The organism is Providencia sp. PROV130 (genome assembly GCF_028482225.1).
Lineage (GTDB): Bacteria > Pseudomonadota > Gammaproteobacteria > Enterobacterales > Enterobacteriaceae > Providencia > Providencia rettgeri.
Map to the genome: position 1 here is coordinate 134,645 of NZ_JAMPQC010000010.1, position 18,355 is coordinate 152,999.

At 39.2% G+C, this 18,355-nt stretch carries 13 protein-coding genes; 7 read left to right on the top strand and 6 right to left on the bottom strand.

Going from position 1 to position 18,355, the window contains the following annotated elements; genetic code table 11:
• The first annotated feature begins 106 nt into the window (after window positions 1-106).
• Genes PSF28_RS08010 through PSF28_RS08020 form a run of 3 tightly spaced genes read left to right on the top strand, consistent with a single transcriptional unit; the run spans window position 107 to window position 3,254 of the window.
• Window positions 107-2,704: a YdbH family protein gene (locus tag PSF28_RS08010; protein WP_272684877.1), complete on the top strand. Its 2,598-nt coding sequence runs from the start codon at window positions 107-109 to the stop codon at window positions 2,702-2,704.
• A gap of 11 nt (window positions 2,705-2,715) precedes the next feature.
• On the top strand, window positions 2,716-2,928 hold the full coding sequence (locus tag PSF28_RS08015; RefSeq protein WP_102140371.1) for a YnbE family lipoprotein: 213 nt from the start codon (window positions 2,716-2,718) through the stop codon (window positions 2,926-2,928).
• Entirely contained in the window at window positions 2,925-3,254 is a 330-nt protein-coding gene (locus PSF28_RS08020; RefSeq protein WP_272684878.1) for a YdbL family protein, read from the top strand. Before PSF28_RS08015 ends, PSF28_RS08020 begins: the two co-directional genes overlap by 4 nt.
• 79 nt (window positions 3,255-3,333) lie before the next feature.
• On the opposite strand, the gene PSF28_RS08025 is transcribed toward PSF28_RS08020, so the two are convergent.
• Window positions 3,334-3,933 (bottom strand): FMN-dependent NADH-azoreductase, encoded by a 600-nt coding sequence (locus PSF28_RS08025; protein ID WP_272684879.1) that lies wholly within the window; start codon window positions 3,931-3,933, stop codon window positions 3,334-3,336.
• A 215-nt stretch (window positions 3,934-4,148) separates the two neighbouring features.
• Here PSF28_RS08025 and hrpA point away from each other — a divergent pair, with 215 nt between their 5' ends.
• Window positions 4,149-8,048 (top strand): ATP-dependent RNA helicase HrpA, encoded by a 3,900-nt coding sequence (gene hrpA / locus PSF28_RS08030; protein WP_272684880.1) that lies wholly within the window; start codon window positions 4,149-4,151, stop codon window positions 8,046-8,048.
• 284 nt (window positions 8,049-8,332) lie between these two features.
• On the opposite strand, the gene PSF28_RS08035 is transcribed toward hrpA, so the two are convergent.
• Together PSF28_RS08035 and ydgH are read right to left on the bottom strand one after the other, a co-directional pair.
• On the bottom strand, window positions 8,333-9,673 hold the full coding sequence (locus tag PSF28_RS08035) for a basic amino acid/polyamine antiporter (RefSeq protein WP_371031719.1): 1,341 nt from the start codon (window positions 9,671-9,673) through the stop codon (window positions 8,333-8,335).
• A gap of 353 nt (window positions 9,674-10,026) precedes the next feature.
• Window positions 10,027-10,977 (bottom strand): DUF1471 family protein YdgH, encoded by a 951-nt coding sequence (gene ydgH / locus PSF28_RS08040; protein ID WP_210838503.1) that lies wholly within the window; start codon window positions 10,975-10,977, stop codon window positions 10,027-10,029.
• A 385-nt stretch (window positions 10,978-11,362) separates the two neighbouring features.
• Here ydgH and pntA point away from each other — a divergent pair, with 385 nt between their 5' ends.
• A complete protein-coding gene (pntA, locus tag PSF28_RS08045) occupies window positions 11,363-12,892 on the top strand; it encodes a Re/Si-specific NAD(P)(+) transhydrogenase subunit alpha (RefSeq protein ID WP_210838501.1) in 1,530 nt (509 codons plus the stop codon).
• A gap of 13 nt (window positions 12,893-12,905) precedes the next feature.
• On the top strand, window positions 12,906-14,294 hold the full coding sequence (gene pntB, locus PSF28_RS08050) for a Re/Si-specific NAD(P)(+) transhydrogenase subunit beta (RefSeq protein WP_210838514.1): 1,389 nt from the start codon (window positions 12,906-12,908) through the stop codon (window positions 14,292-14,294).
• Between the two features lie 127 nt (window positions 14,295-14,421).
• Here pntB and PSF28_RS08055 read toward each other — a convergent pair whose 3' ends face one another.
• Window positions 14,422-15,618, bottom strand: coding sequence for an MFS transporter (locus PSF28_RS08055; protein WP_210838499.1), 1,197 nt, complete (start codon window positions 15,616-15,618; stop codon window positions 14,422-14,424).
• A gap of 169 nt (window positions 15,619-15,787) precedes the next feature.
• Between PSF28_RS08055 and PSF28_RS08060 the strand changes: the two genes are divergently transcribed.
• Complete coding sequence (locus PSF28_RS08060) at window positions 15,788-16,420, top strand: TetR/AcrR family transcriptional regulator (RefSeq protein WP_210838497.1); 633 nt, start codon at window positions 15,788-15,790, stop codon at window positions 16,418-16,420.
• Between the two features lie 45 nt (window positions 16,421-16,465).
• Here PSF28_RS08060 and uspE read toward each other — a convergent pair whose 3' ends face one another.
• Together uspE and PSF28_RS08070 are read right to left on the bottom strand one after the other, a co-directional pair.
• A complete protein-coding gene (gene uspE / locus PSF28_RS08065; RefSeq protein ID WP_210838495.1) occupies window positions 16,466-17,413 on the bottom strand; it encodes a universal stress protein UspE in 948 nt (315 codons plus the stop codon).
• Between the two features lie 125 nt (window positions 17,414-17,538).
• The gene (locus PSF28_RS08070) at window positions 17,539-18,294 is read right to left on the bottom strand and encodes an FNR family transcription factor (protein WP_004254821.1); all 756 of its coding nucleotides are present in this window, start codon (window positions 18,292-18,294) and stop codon (window positions 17,539-17,541) included.
• Between the last annotated feature and the right edge of the window lie 61 nt (window positions 18,295-18,355).

Genomic DNA, 18,355 nt, shown 5'->3' on the forward strand with positions numbered 1-18,355 from the left:
TTTACGATTGAATGTGGTTTATCTTTGTTAGTAACAGGTTTAATAAGAAAATTTTGCTGAAATTTATCACGTGCGCTATAGAGCAATTCGAATAAGGGACGCAGTAATGCAGTTAATAAAAAGAGTATTCAGAATATTACTCTGCTTTTTGGGGGGAATCGCTGCTCTCTTAATACTCTTATGGATAACGATATCTCACTGGATGCCAGTTGTTGCATCGCACTATCTTCCTAAGCCACTTAAACTTTCATTTTCAGAACCAAGAATTAGTTATGGTCAGTTGGATATAGCAAGTATCAGTATAACAGCAAACAATTGCACATTGGTTCAATTGAATAGCACAAGGCTTTCTGTCTTTCCCTTGCATGCTATTGTGGATGGCCTTGATATAAAAACTGAATGTTTAAGCGCTCTTGAGCCAACTAATGAAACAGTTAATGAACCAATTAACATTGAAGAGCTTATCGATAATCTCCCTTTTTTTTCATTAGTTATCAATAATACCAATATACAACTATGGAGTGATTACCAAGGCAGTATCTGGTTGCGTAAAAATCAGGTTAACTCTCTACAGTTTGATTTTAGAGGGGATAATTTAAGATTGTCATCTTTAATTACGGCTGAGCATCAATTGGTTATTAAAGATTTCTCTGCGTACCTACCAGAACAAAAGCAAACAATAGAGTTATTTGGTGATGTTCAATTGCCATTAATGGCTAATCAATTTCCCGAAAAAGGGGAATTGAATGCCTACTTTAAGTTAATCAACCCAGAAAAATTTTTACTGGCTGAATTTGGTTGGGTGAATGGCCAAGGTGCATTAACGGTTAAGGATACAGAAACACAAGAAGAATTACTTTATCTACCATGGACACTATCACCATCTAACATACAGATATCCCAAGGAAAATGGCAATGGAAAGAAGCTGATATTCCTTTGCAAGGGGGCGTTAATTTTCAAGTCGATAACTGGGATAAAACGTTAAGTGAAATGATTTTCTCAGGGCGTGTCAATATGCTTACACAAGCGAAGAAAGGTAAAGCTAATATTGTTTTAACACTGCCAGCCACTCAAATAGACTTACTCGATACGAATATTAATTTTAGTTTAAATGGCCAAGTTAAATATGATGATATGGTGCTGGATATTCATTTACCCGCCAAGCTTTCAGGCCAGTTGGCAGCACCAAAAATTGCGTTTTTATCTAGTTCACTATTAAGAGCTTATGGTCGCCTTTCTGAAACACTTGTTCTTAACGAAGTGAGATTACCACTAGCAGGAACATCATTAAGTGAAGAAGGTATTTCAGGACGCTTACAAGCTATCTTTAAGGTTAAAGAGCAGTATTGGGGTGATTTCGACATTCATTTGGATGGCAAAGCCAATAATTTTACCTTAGATAAGGGTAAATGGTTTTGGAATTATTGGGGAAATGCCAATTTGCCTTCATTATCTGCTAATTGGGATATTAAGGGCAATGGGAGTTGGCAGGACACTTTAATCACATTAAATAGCCTAAATACAGGTTTTGACCAAATACAATACGGGCTCTTATCGATGAGGGCTCCGCGTTTACAACTAAGTAAGCCATTAGTTTGGCAACGAGCTCAGAATAAAGCCAATTTTAATGGAAAATTACAGCTTACCAGTGAACGGATGCAATTCGGCACTGAAAGTTACTTACCAAGGATCACATTAAACGCAGATCTTAATGGAAAATCTCCTGCTGAGTTTCAACTTAAAGGTGACTTAAGTACTAAAGATGTAGGGCCAATAGTCATCTTTGGGCGCTGGGACGGTGAAAGATTAAGAGGAGAAGCTCGTTGGCCTGAACAGTCGGTCACGGCTTTTCAAACGTTAATTCCTGCTGACCTTGGTATTGAATTAAAACAAGGAAAACTATTTTCTCAAGCTGCTTTTTCAATAACGCCGGAAGATGGTTTTATTGCAGGAGGACACTGGCGTGTAGAGAATACTAGTCTTTGGTTAAAAGATGGTGAATTATCAGGGTTAGATTTTGTTTTACCGTGGCGTTTAAAACAAAGTACTTGGACTTTGGGTGGTAAAGCACCCGTTGAATTGCGTATTAAGCAGCTCAATAATTTATTCGAATTAACTGACATTAAAGCAGATCTCTCGGGTTCTTATCCGCCAACGGAAAATTCACCATTAAAACTGACTAATGTCGGCTTTAAAACATTAGGGGGTGAAATATCGATGGATTTACTGCGTTGGCCACAAACGCAAGCCGCTACGATAAAATTAAGGCAGATTGAACTTAGTCAGTTATTTACCATACTAAAAGTATCTCAATTTGCGGTATCCGGTAAAGTTAATGGTGAATTACCTTTTTATTTAAATAACCCAGAATGGATAGTTAAAGATGGATGGTTAGAAAATAGTGGGCCATTAACATTACGACTAGATACCCAATTTGTTGATTCTATCCGAGAAGATAATTTATCTGCGGGTTCCGCAATGGGGTGGTTACAATATTTGGAAATAAAACGCAGCCGTACAGATGTTAATGTTACAAACTTAGGAATGTTAAAGATGACAACAATCCTTGAAGGGTATAACACACAAGAAAAGAAAAAACGTGAAGTTCATTTGCATTATCAACATGAAGAAAATATCTTTCAATTATGGCGCAGTTTACGATTTGGTAGCTCTTTAGAAGAGTGGTTGGAAAAAAATTTATAATGAGCAGAAGAATGAACGTGAAAATATTAAAATTCACTACAGCTATATCAATTGCGTTGTTGTTATCAGCTTGCTTGCGAGTTGAGGTAGCAACACCGGATAAGCCCATCAATATTAATATGAATGTAAAAATTGAACATGAAATTCAAATAAAAGCAGATAGGCAAGTAGAAGAATTATTGAAAGAAAATAGTGATTTGTTCGGTGAGGTAAATCCCAAATGAGTCGAATTATCAAGGCACTAGCACTATGTTCATTATTAACTGCTTTTCAGACAATAGCAATTACGGTTGATGAAGCCAAAGAAACAGGTCTATTAGGGGAAACTCTGTCGGGCTATTTAGCTCCGATTAATACGAGTAATCAGGAGGCTACTAAACTAGCGGCACAAATTAATCAAGAACGAGAAAAAAGATACAGCGAAATTGCTGCAAAAAATAACCTAAACACAAATGAGGTCGCTAGGATAGCAGGGCAAAAACTCGTAGAACGGGCAAGTCCTGGGGAGTTTGTGCGTGGCATTAATGGCCAATGGTTACAAAAGAAATAAAAAGCGCACTCAGAAAGTGCGCAAAATATAACAATGGTAGTTTTGGGTTTTAATAATATATGACTTAAAAGACTATATCTTAAGCGATAATAGTATTTATATGACTTTGTGCTTGTTGATGTGCTCGTTCAACGGACTCTTGGCCTAACGATGTTCCTTCAGCAAAAATGAACTCAACGTCTGTAATGCCAATGAAATCTAAAAATAATGTTAAATAAGGCACCATGGTATCTGTTGGTGTGCCTTTATAGATACCACCTCGACTGGTTAATACATAGGCACGCTTGTCTTTTAATAAGCCAACAGAACCTTGTTCTGTATATTTAAACGTGTGCCCTGAGCGAGCGATAAAGTCGAAGTAATGTTTTAAATGAGAAGAAATCGTAAAGTTATACATTGGGGCTGCAATAACAATCACATCGTGAGCTTTAATTTCATCAATCAACGTATTTGACAGGTCCAAATGTGCTTGTTGTTGTTCTGTTTTCGTGTCACTTGGACCAAAAGCTGCTAAAATTTCACCGTCAATCGCTGGAATTGGCTCTTTGACTAAATCTCGTACAGTTACTGTATCTGCTGAGTGTTTTTCCTGCCATTGTTGAATAAAGTAATCTGCCATTTTATTGCTTTGTGAATAGTCAGCCAGAATACTTGATTTCAATAGTAATACTTTACTCATGTGTTCCTCTATTTTTAGGTAAAACTTTATTGGTAATGATACGTATGGTGTAACTGATTGATAGGAAAAAAATTAGATAGCCTTCTTCAAAAAAATTGATGGTATTTTTATGTGATAACAACAATTAAAAAATAAAAACGAAATTTAGCCCTTACAAATTGCGAAGTGGATTGGCTAGCGTGCATTGAAATTTATTAAAGATAAGGATTTAACAGGTGAAATCCATTCTGACAGCATTAACCGCTGATATTGGACAAACTTCATTACGTGACCAATGGTTACTAAAGAAAAGAGTGCAAGGTATTGCAAAGATCCAGAGCGAAAAATCGCGCTCTGCGGTACTTGACGCTATTAAAAAAGATATTGAAAAGGCCAAACAAAAAGTTGAAATTAAACGATTAAATGCGCCTAAAATTGTGTATCCGGATAATTTACCCGTCAGCCAGAAAAAAGAGGTTATTTTAGATGCTATTAAAAAGCATCAAGTGGTTATTGTTGCAGGTGAAACGGGCTCCGGAAAGACCACCCAAATTCCAAAAATTTGTCTAGAACTTGGCAGAGGGGTCCTAGGATTTATAGGTCACACTCAGCCAAGACGTTTAGCCGCACGCTCAGTCGCGACTCGTCTTGCTCAAGAACTTGAATGTGAATTAGGTTCAAATGTTGGCTATAAAGTGCGATTTAGTGACCAAGTGAGTGAAACAACTCAAGTCAAATTGATGACTGATGGTATCTTGCTTGCAGAATTACAAAATGACAAATTGCTGTTGCAATATGACACTATTATCATCGATGAAGCTCACGAAAGAAGCCTCAATATCGACTTTATTTTAGGTTATTTACGTCAATTATTACCAAGACGCCCTGATTTAAAAGTTATTATTACATCAGCAACTATTGACCCAGAACGTTTTTCGAAACACTTTAATCATGCTCCGATTGTTGAAGTGTCTGGCCGTACCTATCCGGTTGAAGTCCGTTATCGTCCTATTATGGGAGATCAGAACGATAGCGACCGTGACCAAATAGATGGGATTATAGATGCAGTAAATGAGCTATCTGTTGAAGGTAATGGCGATATATTGATTTTTATGAGTGGTGAGCGGGAAATTCGTGATACCGCAGATGCGTTATCAAAACTTTCTTTACGTCATACTGAAATCTTACCATTATTCGCAAGGCTTTCTAATAGTGAGCAAAATCGCATCTTTCATCCTCATGGAGGACGTCGGATCATTCTTGCAACAAACGTAGCAGAAACATCATTAACTGTACCTGGTATCAAATATGTCATTGATACCGGTTATGCACGTATTAGTCGTTATAGTTACCGTACAAAAGTACAGCGTCTCCCTGTTGAAGCTATCTCTCAGGCTTCCGCTAATCAACGTAAAGGGCGCTGTGGCCGTGTTTCCGATGGGATTTGTATTCGTTTATATTCAGAAGATGACTTTCTATCACGCCCAGAGTTTACAGACCCTGAAATTTTACGGACGAATTTAGCATCAGTTATATTACAAATGACTTCTATTGGTCTTGGTGATATTTCTGCATTTCCATTTGTAGAGGCGCCAGATAAACGTAATATCCAAGATGGTGTGAAATTACTGGAAGAGCTAGGTGCAATTAAGTCCCACAAACAGGCAGATAAAGGCTATCAATTGACAGATACAGGTCGGCAGCTAGCTCAGCTTCCTGTTGACCCAAGACTTGCTCGGATGGTGATTGAAGCACGTAAACATGGTGCAGTTCGTGAGACAATGGTGATTGTTTCTGCATTGTCAATTCAAGATCCGAGGGAGAGGCCGTTAGATAAGCAGCAAGCTGCTGATGAAAAACATCGTCGTTTCCATGATAAGCAATCAGATTTCTTAGCCTTTTTAAATCTTTGGGATTACTTAAAAGAACAACAAACACAGCTTTCTAACGCCCAGTTTAGAAAAATGTGCCGCCAAGATTTTCTCAACTATTTACGTATTCGAGAGTGGCAAGATTTATATACCCAACTGAGGCAAGTGGTGAAAGAGCAAGGGTTTGCCATTAATAGCTCGGAGGCAGATTTTCGAAGTATTCACGTTTCGTTATTGGCTGGGTTACTTTCACATATTGGTCAAAAAGATACCGATAAACACGAGTTCACTGGGGCTAGGAATGCACGTTTTACTATTTTTCCGGGTTCTGGTTTGTTTAAAAAACCACCAAAATGGGCAATGGTTGCGGAACTTGTTGAAACATCGAAATTATGGGGAAGAATTGCCGCATCCATCGATGTTGAGTGGGTTGAACCCTTAGCTGAACATTTAACTAAACATAGTTATAGTGAGCCTCATTGGTCAAAATCTGAAGGCGCGGTAATGGCCTCCGAAAAAGTGACTCTATATGGGCTACCTATTGTTGCGTCAAGGCAGGTTAACTATGGGAACATAGACCCATTACTATGCCGTGAGTTATTTATTCGTCACGCTTTGGTTGAAGGGGATTGGGTTACTCGCCACGCATTCTTTAAAGAAAATCTGAAATTATTATCAGAAGTAGAGGATTTGGAGCATAAATCACGTCGACGTGACATTTTAGTTGATGATGAAACATTATTTGCATTTTATGACCAACGTATCCCGAATGATGTGATTTCCTCCCGTCATTTTGATAATTGGTGGAAAACGGCATCTAAGCAACAATCTGACTTGTTAAGCTTTGAAAAAAGTATGCTGATTAAAGAGGACGCCAGCAATGTTTCAGCTCTTGATTACCCTAACTATTGGCATCAAGGGGATTTAAAATTTCGGTTGAGTTACCAATTTGAACCTGGAACTGATGCTGATGGTGTGACGGTACATATACCTCTTGCTGTATTAAATCAGGTTCAAAATATTGGCTTTGATTGGCAAGTTCCTGGGCTGCGTCATGAGCTAATCGTTGCTTTAATTAAATCACTACCTAAACCTATTAGACGAAATTTTGTCCCTGCACCTAATTATGCTTCTGCATTTTTAGAACGAGTGCCAGAGCCTGAAGGCAGTGTATTGGATAAACTTGAACGTGAATTACGCCGTATGACGGGTGTCACTGTTGAACGCGAATCATGGCAATTAGCGCAGCTTCCAGCCCATTTAAAAATGACGTATCGTGTTGTAGGTGACAAAAATAAAACTGTTGCAGAAGGGCAAAATCTTGATGAGCTAAAAAATAGCTTAAAAGAAAAAGTGCAAGAAACATTATCTGAAGTTGTGGATGACGGCATTGAGCAACACGGGTTACATATTTGGAGTTTTGGCGAGTTGCCTCAACGTTATGAGCAAAAAAGAGGCGGATATTCCGTTAAAGCTTATCCTGCGTTAGTCGATGAGAAAAATAGCGTTGGTATCAAGGTATTTGAAACCGAATTGGAGCAACAGCAAGCTATGTGGGCCGGAGTACGTCGGTTATTGCTGTTAAACATTCCATCGCCAATTAAATATCTACATGAAAAACTACCAAATAAATCAAAATTAGGTCTGTATTTTAACCCTTATGGTAAGGTATTAGAGTTAATTGATGACTGTATTGCTTGTGGCGTCGACCAAATAATTGCTGATTTTGGTGGCGCGGTATGGGATGAAGTGCAGTTTGAAAAACTGAAAGAGTTTGCACGTGCAGAATTAAATGATGTGGTTGTTAATATTGCTAAGCAAGTTGAACAAATATTAACAGCGGTGTTTGCTATCAATAAACGTCTAAAAGGGCGGGTTGATTTTTCGATGGCGATAGCGTTATCGGATATAAAAACACAAATGTCGAATTTGGTATTTAAAGGTTTTGTGACCACTCATGGTTGGAAGCGCTTACCTGATATTCTTCGTTATTTAAATGGGATAGAGCGGCGATTAGAAAAATTAGCGATTGACCCTAACCGAGATCGTGCTCAAATGAGTAAGGTAGAGCATGTTCAGAATATGTGGCAACAATGGCTAGTTAAATTATCTCCAATTCAGAAAAATATGCTAGAAGTTCAAGAAATTCGTTGGATGATTGAAGAACTGCGAGTTAGCTTGTTTGCCCAACAGCTTGGAACACCATACCCAATTTCGGATAAGCGCATTATTCAGTCGATGGAACACTTATCACAACAGCTGTAAGAACTATTATTTTTTACTAATTAGCGCTTCACATATTGATTATGTGAAGCGTTTTTTATTTTAGTTAATCTTGGCTTATTTAGTTACAACATACTAAAGGAGAGTTAAAAATATAAACTTTCGAGTTCGTACAACAGTCATTTTCACTAAAATAAGAGAGAGAAAAATGGTGAAAGAGGGGCCATTACTAGAAAATTATTGGGCTATTAAGCGACCGGAAACTAGGATTTTACAGTAAACTAGGGCTTAAATTTATTTATTAAAATTAAGCCCTTTGCATAAAATTAGGCAACCAAATAATAGAGTGCAGGAATAGCGGCTATCGCAATGGCATATGCCATGATTTTTTCAATCGCTTTTAATGGCATTTGGTTGGTTTGCTGCTGACGAGCATAGAAAAAGACCAAAATACCTGGAGCATACAAAACGACGGATAATAGCAAATTAATTAACCCTGATGCATAAAGCAGCCATAAACCATAAAGGCTGGCAATAGCTCCAACGGCAAGTAATGCTTTATTATGACGTTCAAAAGCTACTTTTACTAAAAATGCGCCAACAAGGAAATAAGGGACTAAAATCATTTCAGAGGCGATGGTAAGCAATGTGTTGTAATTACTCCCACTAAGCCAAATAAGAACCAAAGAGAGTTGTACTGCACCATTGGTGAGCCATAAAGAAGATGATGGTGCATCATTTTTATTTAATTTGTTGAATATTTTAGGGAATGATTGATATTGGGCTGCGATATAAGGTACTTCGGCAGCCATAATAGTCCAGCTTAGATAAGCCCCACAAACGGAAATAATTAGGCCTGCCGCAATAATAATATCACCACTCGAACCAATTAAATTTACCATGAGCGGAGCCATGGATGGGTTTTTTATTTCTGCGAGTTCAGCTCTAGGCATGATACCGAGGGAAAGTAAGGTAACAAGAATGTAGATAATTAATGCAGAACTTACTGCAAAAATTGTTGCTAAGCCAACATCACGGCGATTTTTAGCTCTAGCAGAAACGACAACAGCACCTTCGATACCAATAAATACCCAGAGTGTAATCAGCATAGTATCTTTGACTTGTTCCCAAACCGGAACGCCAAATTCGATACCACTAAAATCTGCATTGAAAATATCAAGTTTAAATGCAAAAAAAGCTAATACAATAAATAAGCCAAGAGGAACTAATTTTGCCATTGTAGCAAGTTTATTAATCCCAGCGGCTGTCTGTACCCCTCGAAGAACTAAATAATGAACAAACCAGAGAAGTATGGACTCTCCGATTAGAGCTTGCCATGTATTCCCATCACCAAAAATAATGTTATCAGGCGTATCCGTAAAAAAACTGATTGCAGCGAATACGATAACGAGATAAGACACATTGGCAACTACCGCACATAGCCAATACCCCCAGGCTGAACAAAAACCAATTAACTCCCCGAAGCCGACTTTTGCGTAAGTAAATATTCCACCGTCAAGGTCAGGACGTATACGGGAAAGTAACAATAAGGCAAATGCCAAAAAGAGGATACCCACACCCGTAATTGACCAACCAATTATTAATGCGAGTGGGCTGGCAACTTCCGCCATATTTTGAGGGAGACTAAAAACACCGGCGCCAACCATTGAGCTAAGAACTAGCGCTGTTAGTGCGGTAAGACTCAAAGTATTTTTCAAAGTAAATCCTGAACGTTCAGAAATCAAAAGTTAAAATGACGTTAAAATGCCATTGAAATAATTAGTTTAACTAGTAGCCATTAAAAAAGCAGATAGAATGACTGCATGTTTTCATGGGTGTGGATTCTACGAACGAAATGACAGATATGCAATGGCAATGTATGCATTTTTAAGGATGTTTTATGCACTTTTTCAAAAGAATGGAAGTGAATAGAGCCAAAGAAGATAAATAACGTAAAGAGAAAGTATAAAAACAAAAAAACCAGCCGAGTAGGCTGGTTTTAACATCACGTAATACTGGGTTATTTAAACAAGTCAGCACTGATAGTGACACTTCCACCATTAGATTGCCATTCTCTTGTAATATGGAAATATTTAGCCCCTTTAGCTTCAGCACGTTTTGCTATTTGGTAACGTACTTCTGGCGTATTGGTGTAATATCCTGAGAATGTAATAGAGTCAAATGGAACCATTTGAGCTGCTGCTGTTTTGTTCACTTCTTCAATAACATAGCCACTTGGCAGAGTCACACTAGTACGACCTGGCTGGCTGCTAGAGGTTTCAAAGAAACGACCGACTGCGCTTGTTGGCTCTTCAGAAGATGCAACACCTGGGATACGTACTTTTTTAGCTGCTTCACCGCCTTCAGCTAATAGAGCTCGACCAGCTTCTGAATCAGCAGGAATCACTGCGTCTTCATTAAGTACTTGTCGTTTCGGGGCATCTTTCTTATAGATGTAAGCTGTTGCTAATGTGTTTCCACCATCATTCATTGCGATATTACGAACCACATAGAACGAGGCTGCATTTTTCTCAAGGGCTTTTTTAGCAATAGCCTCATAGAGGTCTGGCTGAGAAGGGTAAAAACCGCTTACCGTAACAGTATCAAAAGGCTCATATTCTGTTGCGTCAGTTTTTGACATTTCCTCAACACCACCGAATACACGGCGTTTCGGTGCACTAACTTCTGGTGCATCTTTTGCGTAGACATCTGCAACAACACGCATGTTGCCGCTATCACCTACATCATCAAGGCTTTGAATGTAAAAGGCATATGCCCCCATTTTATCAGCCCTACGGGAGACTGCATCGGATGCTTCATAAATAGCATTAAAGCGCCCGGTAACTGTTATACGCTCATAAGGTTTTAATTCAGTAGCCTGTTTTGGCGTCAATTCAACAGCCGCCTGAGTAGCAGTTATACTAGTTAATGATAACACCGCGGCTGCGATGACCGTAGTTTTCAGCTTCATACAAAATCCTTCCGCCTTGCGCAATTTATTATAAACATGCTGAATCTTAGTTGTATCACATGTACGTGATTATTACACGTAACGGAACCCGTTGTCTCATGATTTTCTTTTTATGAGAAATAAATAATTATTGACTAGTTAAATTTACCAGATTTTTTAAAGTATCCAGTATTTTATTGACCTAAAACTAAGATTTTCACTGCGAATTCCATTTACTGTCTAAGAATCGAGATCAATTATGGATCAAGAAGCTTATTTTCAGTAGGTTATTAGAACATTAAAAATCTGTTTATGCACAAAATAAGACTTTTCTCTGTGATGATAGTCATTATTTTAGCAAACACTCTATTAACAACATTACATTAGGCATTAAAAAGGGAACATTATGCGTATTGGTATACCAAGAGAAAGACTTGCCAATGAAGCGCGTGTTGCAGCTACACCATCAACAGTAACTCAACTTCTTAAGTTAGGTTTTTCTGTCTGTGTAGAACAAAATGCGGGCCATTTAGCCAGTTTTGACGATGTAGCATACGAACAAGCGGGGGCAGAAATCGTTGATCGTGATACCGCATTTGCTGCGGATATCGTTTTTAAAGTCAACGCGCCACTGGATGATGAAATTCCTCTGTTAAAAGAAGGGGCAACACTGGTGAGTTTCATTTGGCCGGCACAAAATGCTGAGCTAATGGACGCTTTAAAAGCTCGGAAAATTAACGTGATGGCGATGGATGCCGTGCCACGTATTTCACGTGCCCAGTCACTTGATGCGCTGAGTTCAATGGCAAATATTGCAGGTTACCGTGCAATTGTTGAAGCTGCTCATGAATTTGGCCGTTTTTTTACGGGGCAAATTACGGCAGCAGGTAAAGTACCTCCAGCGAAAGTCATGATCATCGGTGCTGGGGTTGCTGGTCTTGCTGCAATTGGTGCAGCAGGTAGCTTAGGCGCTATTGTCCGCGCTTTTGACACTCGCCCTGAGGTGAAAGAGCAAGTTCAGAGTATGGGGGCTGAATTCCTTGAGCTAGATTTCAAAGAAGAGGCTGGTAGTGGCGATGGCTATGCCAAAGTGATGTCAGAAGCATTTATTAAAGCTGAGATGGAATTGTTCGCTGCCCAGGCGAAAGAAGTCGATATCATTGTGACTACGGCACTGATCCCAGGTAAACCCGCCCCTAAATTGATTACCAAGGAAATGGTTGAATCAATGAAACCAGGGAGTGTGGTTGTCGACTTAGCGGCGCAAACCGGTGGAAACTGTGAATTAACCCAAGCTGATAAGTTGGTTGTGACTGACAATGGTGTAAAAATCATTGGTTACACCGATTTACCAAGCCGTTTGCCAACTCAATCATCACAGTTATATGGAACAAACCTTGTTAACTTGATGAAACTGCTATGCAAAGAAAAAGACGGTGAAATCAACATTGATTTTGACGATCTGGTTATTCGCGGGGTCACAGTGATTAAGCAAGGTGAAATCACTTGGCCAGCCCCCCCAATTCAGGTATCTGCTCAACCGCAGGCGAAACCGCAAGCGGTTGAAAAAGTTAAAGCGCCTGAGAAAAAGATGTCACCGACGCTGAAATATGGCTTGATGGCATTAGCTATCATCTTGTTTGGTTGGTTCGCTAATTCAGCACCAAAAGAGTTTTTATCACACTTTACGGTATTTGCATTAGCTTGTGTGGTCGGTTATTACGTGGTTTGGAATGTCACTCATGCATTGCATACGCCGTTAATGTCAGTCACGAATGCTATTTCAGGGATCATTGTCGTTGGGGCCTTGCTCCAGATTGGAAGCGGTGGCTGGGTAAGCTTCTTATCCTTTATCGCCATATTGATCGCCAGCATCAATATTTTTGGTGGGTTCACTGTAACCCAACGCATGTTAAAAATGTTTCGTAAAGGGTAAGGGGTAACTTATGTTGTCGAGTGGAATTGTGACAGCAGCTTACATAGTTGCTGCTATCCTATTTATTTTCAGCCTTGCGGGGCTATCCCGTCATGAAAGCTCCCAACGAGGGAATACTTACGGCATCATCGGGATGGCTATTGCATTGGTAGCCACGATTTTAGGTCCTCACAGTGCTAATGTGGGCTGGATGATCGTTGCGATGGTTATTGGTGCAGTGATTGGTATTCGCTTAGCGAAAAAAGTTGAAATGACAGAAATGCCTGAGCTGGTGGCTATTTTACATAGTTTTGTCGGTTTAGCAGCAGTGCTGGTTGGTTTCAACAGTTTTATCGCAAGTGAAGGACACGCTGATGTTGTGATGGAAAACATTCATTTAACTGAAGTTTTCTTAGGGATCTTCATTGGTGCGGTTACCTTCACCGGCTCAGTGGTCGCTTATGGTAAATTATCAGGAAAAATGTCATCAAAACCGATGATGTTACCTAATCGCCATAAACTGAATTTAGCAGCGTTAGTTGTTTCATTTATTTTGTTAGTGATTTTCGTTAAAACAGAAAGTGTGGGCTTACAAGTCTTCTTGATGCTAATCATGACTGCGATTGCTTTAGCTTTTGGCTGGCATTTAGTGGCATCAATTGGTGGGGCGGATATGCCTGTGGTTGTTTCAATGCTGAATTCTTATTCAGGTTGGGCTGCTGCAGCGGCAGGTTTCATGTTAAGCAATGACTTGTTGATCGTCACAGGGGCGTTGGTCGGTTCTTCAGGTGCGATTCTGTCTTATATTATGTGTAAGGCGATGAATCGTTCATTCATTAGTGTCATTGCGGGAGGCTTCGGTACAGATGGCTCTTCAACGGGTACTGAAGAAGAAATGGGTGAGTACCGTGAAAGTACTGCAGAAGAAGTCGCTGAAATGTTGAAAAATTCAACATCGGTGATTATCACTCCAGGCTATGGTATGGCGGTTGCACAAGCACAATACCCTGTTGCAGATATCACCACTAAACTACGTGAACGTGGTATCAAGGTGCGGTTTGGTATTCACCCTGTAGCAGGGCGCTTACCTGGACACATGAACGTATTATTAGCAGAGGCCAAAGTACCTTACGATGTCGTATTGGAAATGGATGAAATTAATGATGATTTCTCTGATACTGATACCGTTCTGGTTATTGGTGCTAATGATACGGTTAACCCAGCGGCTCAAGAAGATCCAAACAGCCCAATTGCGGGGATGCCTGTTCTTGAAGTTTGGAAAGCAAGCAATGTTATTGTATTTAAACGCTCAATGAATACAGGCTACGCTGGGGTACAAAACCCGTTATTCTTCAAAGAGAATACACAAATGTTGTTTGGTGATGCGAAAGATAGCGTTGATGCAATCTTACGTGCATTGTAATTTAATGAATCGTTAATTTACTTCAAAATTAGCAATAAAGTAAGAAGGGGTGATTGGCTAATACCAGTCACCCCTTCTTGACATTTAAGAGCTAAATCAATTTATGTGATGTAATTTTATAAACGTATCATTTGATGCAAAATCTAGCGCAATTGGTTAGCCCGCGAGCAAAGGTAAACACTAATAAAAACGCGAGTGTTGATATTGTGAGCATGCTCATCATGAGAACTCCGCCATTGAAATTATCCATGACATATCCTCCCACTAAGCTACCAATAGTAATTAAAATTAAAAACATAAAGGTAATTAAGGCTGAACCTTTTTCGGTTAATTCTGGAACATGAACGTGCATCCACATGTTGATTGTTGCAGGAACCATACCTGCAGCAATTCCCCATGAAAAAACAAATATGATACTGGTCGCCCAATTAAAATCTAAAACGGATAATGCGAGAAAAGCTAAGGCTAATAAAAGCGCACTAATTGCAAAATTATAACGAACATTATGTTTTCCGACATAGCCCGCCAGTATATTGCCAACGACGCTGGCCACCCCAAAAAAGAGTAATAATGCTGAAATTTGCCCCTCGATAAAACCTGCGGTGTGTTTAAAGAACACTGTAAAATAATTATAGGCAGAGAAATGCGCTAAAAAAATCAATGTGAATATAACTAACCCCTTACGTGCAATAGGGTGCGAGGGCATCAATAATAACTCTTTCCATTGCATAGATGAGGACGGTTTTAATGATGGTAAAGAAAAATACTGCATAAAAAATGCGATGGCGCCTGCAATAACTAATGCAATATAAGGGGTTCTCCAACCATAGTTATCAGATAGCCAAGCACCTAAAGGTACGCCGAGTACGGTGACTAATGTGACCGCCGAAAAAAATATTGTTACGGATGTGGTGATTGACATGTTTTTAGGTGCTAAGCGTACGACTAAGCCAGCAGCAACCCCCCAAAAACCCCCCAATGCAATTCCTAATGCGAAACGGCCTAATAAAACTAAACTAAAACTAGAAGCGAAAGCCGTAATTGCATTGGCTAAAATCATGAGAGCAACTAAGAAAAGTAATACTTGGCGTCTATCGATATTTTTTGCATAAATGGGAACAAATAGGGAGGATGCCATACCTGCGATAGATGTGACTGTCACGGTAAGTCCTGCGGTACCTGTTGATATTTGGAAATCATAAGCGATATTATTCAGGACGCTTATCGCTAAAAATTCACCAGTAACAATAATAAAGCAAGCAAAAGTTGCAGATAATAGTGAAAGCCAGTTACCATTGTGCGAAGAAAAATGAGTTGTTGTCATTTGCTTTCCATGAAAATTGAGTTATTTACCAAAAAGAATAATTTTATAGTGACCGCTATAAAATTATGGTGCTATTCTTTATGCTAATTTAGGTGCTGTCAATTATTTTTATAGTGATCACTATAAAATAGTTGTGGCACCGTGAGTTGACTGCGAGTAAAGTGAGAAGATGAATCAAATAAAACGCGGGCGGCCTAAAGGCTTTGACCAACAAGATGCATTAGCTAAAGCCATGTTACTTTTTTGGCGAAATGGCTATGTTGCAACCTCAATTAGCGATTTAACTCAAGAGCTAGGTATCACTGCACCTAGTCTTTATTGTGCTTTTGGTGATAAAGCATCGTTGTTTAATCAATGTATTGATTATTATTTGATGAATGAAGCTTGCCCTATTTTGTCTATCGTAAAGCAAGCTAAAACGGCGAAAATTGCGATTGAATTACTGATGTATGAAAGTGCCAAAAGGCTAATTCAGCCAAACAAGCCTGCAGGTTGTATGTTGATTACTGCAGCAATGAATGGGGCGAAGCAAATCGAAGATGTACAATTAAACGTCCAAGAAAAACGGAAGAGTTATCAAGAGATTCTACTGGAGCGTATGCGTAAAGGTATTGCTGATGGCGATGTTGCTCCAGATGCACCGATTGAAGCTATCGTTGATTTTTATATCACGGTAATTGATGGTTTTACCATACAAGCATGTGATGGAATTGAACTTGAAAGGCTAAATCAAGTTATTTTTAATGCTATGCAGGTTTGGCCAGTACTTAATTCCAACCAACATAAACAGAATCAGGATTGAATTGCTCCCCTAGTGAATTAGAGGGAGCAATTTTTAAATGATTAATTAATCTTCATCAGCAGGGGTGATAGGGCAGACAAAACCGTCAGGTTTAATCGCTAATAAATCACATTTTAGCTTATCGATGACATGCTCTGCGGTATTTCCCAAAAAGGCAGCTGAAATCCCTGTACGGCCTAAAATACCCAGTACCACAACCCCTGCATGTAATTCTTCACACATGTCAGGAATAATTTTTTCAGGTAGGCCTTCACGGACATGGGTGTACCTTTCATCAATCCCAAATTTTTGCCGTAGCTCTTTCATCGCAATTAAATGCTGGCCACGTAGTGCGTTGTTATATAAGCTCGGGTCGAAATCGGGCAACTCTATGGCAATATTCATTGGCGCAACAGGATATGCGCTTACTAAATGAATTTCCTGTTCTTTAATAATGCGTGTTGCTAAGTCTTTTGTTTTTTCGACCAATTTGATATTGAGGTCATCGTGATAAGATTCCTCATTTGATAAATTAACGGCAACAACCACGGAACCATGGTCTGGCCAGACTTTATCTTTCACCATCCAGACGGGAGCAGGGCATTTTCGGAGTAAGTGCCAGTCTAACGGGGTAAAAATAATTGACTCGAAATTATCGGTTTGGTGTGCCATTTTCAGTAATAAGTCATGTTCACCACTGATAACTTCCTGAATAATGGCCTCATATGGCTTGTTGTGCCAAATAACTTTAATTTCAATATCAATGCCCGCTTCAAGATAAAAATGAGCTTGTTGTTTGATCCACGCTGCTTTTTGGCTTATTACACCTTTACGCATGGCATTACGCTCTTCAGGAGACAGTAATGTTGTCATGTCATAGGAAAGGTCGTAGATAGGCAAAAACGCTTTTATCCGTCCACCATTACGCTGCACGATGTAGACAGCACGTCTTAATGCAGGCTGATCATCCTGATTTGGGTCAATTGCAACTAGCAGGTTTTTATAGTTTGCCATATTGAAATCCTCTCGATACACGGATATTTCCATATAGATAAACTATGATATTGAGATTAAATAGGCAAGAAATCTGGGGAAAAAAATAAAAACGGATCACTGATAACGTGATCCGTTTAGGGATATTAGCATGTAATTGCTGAAACTTTACCAGCAATATCAGTCAGTTTAGCCATATCTTCGATAGTGATATACTTGCCTTTAACACTCAACATGCCACTTTTTTGAAAGCGGCCTAATAAGCGGCTGATGGTTTCAACGGTTAATCCAAGATAGTTACCAATATCTCCACGAGTCATGGTCAATCTAAATTCTCTTGGTGAAAAACCACGTTCCGCAAAGCGGTGTGAGAGGTTAAGAATAAATGCAGCTAAACGTTCTTCCGCATTTTTCTTAGATAATAAAAGGATCATTTCTTGATCACCTTTAATTTCACCGCTCATTAAACGCATAATTTGCTGACGTAAATTAGGCATTTTGCCTGATAAATCATCTAAGGTTTCAAAAGGTATTTCACAAACCATTGATGTTTCAAGTGCTTGTGCAAAACTTGGGTGCTGTGTATGAATGATGGCATCAAAACCAACAAGGTCTCCAGCTAAATGAAAACCGGTAATTTGCTCATCGCCTTCTTCGGTTATTGTATAGCTTTTTATTGTACCTGAGCGGATGGCATATAATGAACGCAACTCATCGCCCGCTTTAAACAAAGCTTGGCCTTTTTGAATTGGTTTCTTGCGTTCGATGATATTATCAAGTTGATCCAGTTCATGTTCATTCAGCGTAAAAGGAATGCAAAGTTGGCTAATACTGCAGTCCTGGCAATGAATAGCACAACCACCAGACTGGATGCGACGAACAACTCTTTTTTCTGGGATCATATTTAAGGCTCAATCAAGTTAAAATTATTGATATGAGTCAATTTTAACATAAGATAATGCA

Coding starts and splice junctions, on each gene's coding strand:
- PSF28_RS08010 (WP_272684877.1), top strand. CDS start 107: ATGCAGTTAATAAAAAGAGTATTCAGAATATTACTCTGCTTTTTGGGG.
- PSF28_RS08015 (WP_102140371.1), top strand. CDS start 2,716: ATGAACGTGAAAATATTAAAATTCACTACAGCTATATCAATTGCGTTG.
- PSF28_RS08020 (WP_272684878.1), top strand. CDS start 2,925: ATGAGTCGAATTATCAAGGCACTAGCACTATGTTCATTATTAACTGCT.
- PSF28_RS08025 (WP_272684879.1), bottom strand. CDS start 3,933: ATGAGTAAAGTATTACTATTGAAATCAAGTATTCTGGCTGACTATTCA.
- PSF28_RS08035 (WP_371031719.1), bottom strand. CDS start 9,673: ATGGTTGGCGCCGGTGTTTTTAGTCTCCCTCAAAATATGGCGGAAGTT.
- ydgH (WP_210838503.1), bottom strand. CDS start 10,977: ATGAAGCTGAAAACTACGGTCATCGCAGCCGCGGTGTTATCATTAACT.
- pntA (WP_210838501.1), top strand. CDS start 11,363: ATGCGTATTGGTATACCAAGAGAAAGACTTGCCAATGAAGCGCGTGTT.
- PSF28_RS08055 (WP_210838499.1), bottom strand. CDS start 15,618: ATGACAACAACTCATTTTTCTTCGCACAATGGTAACTGGCTTTCACTA.
- PSF28_RS08060 (WP_210838497.1), top strand. CDS start 15,788: ATGAATCAAATAAAACGCGGGCGGCCTAAAGGCTTTGACCAACAAGAT.
- uspE (WP_210838495.1), bottom strand. CDS start 17,413: ATGGCAAACTATAAAAACCTGCTAGTTGCAATTGACCCAAATCAGGAT.
- PSF28_RS08070 (WP_004254821.1), bottom strand. CDS start 18,294: ATGATCCCAGAAAAAAGAGTTGTTCGTCGCATCCAGTCTGGTGGTTGT.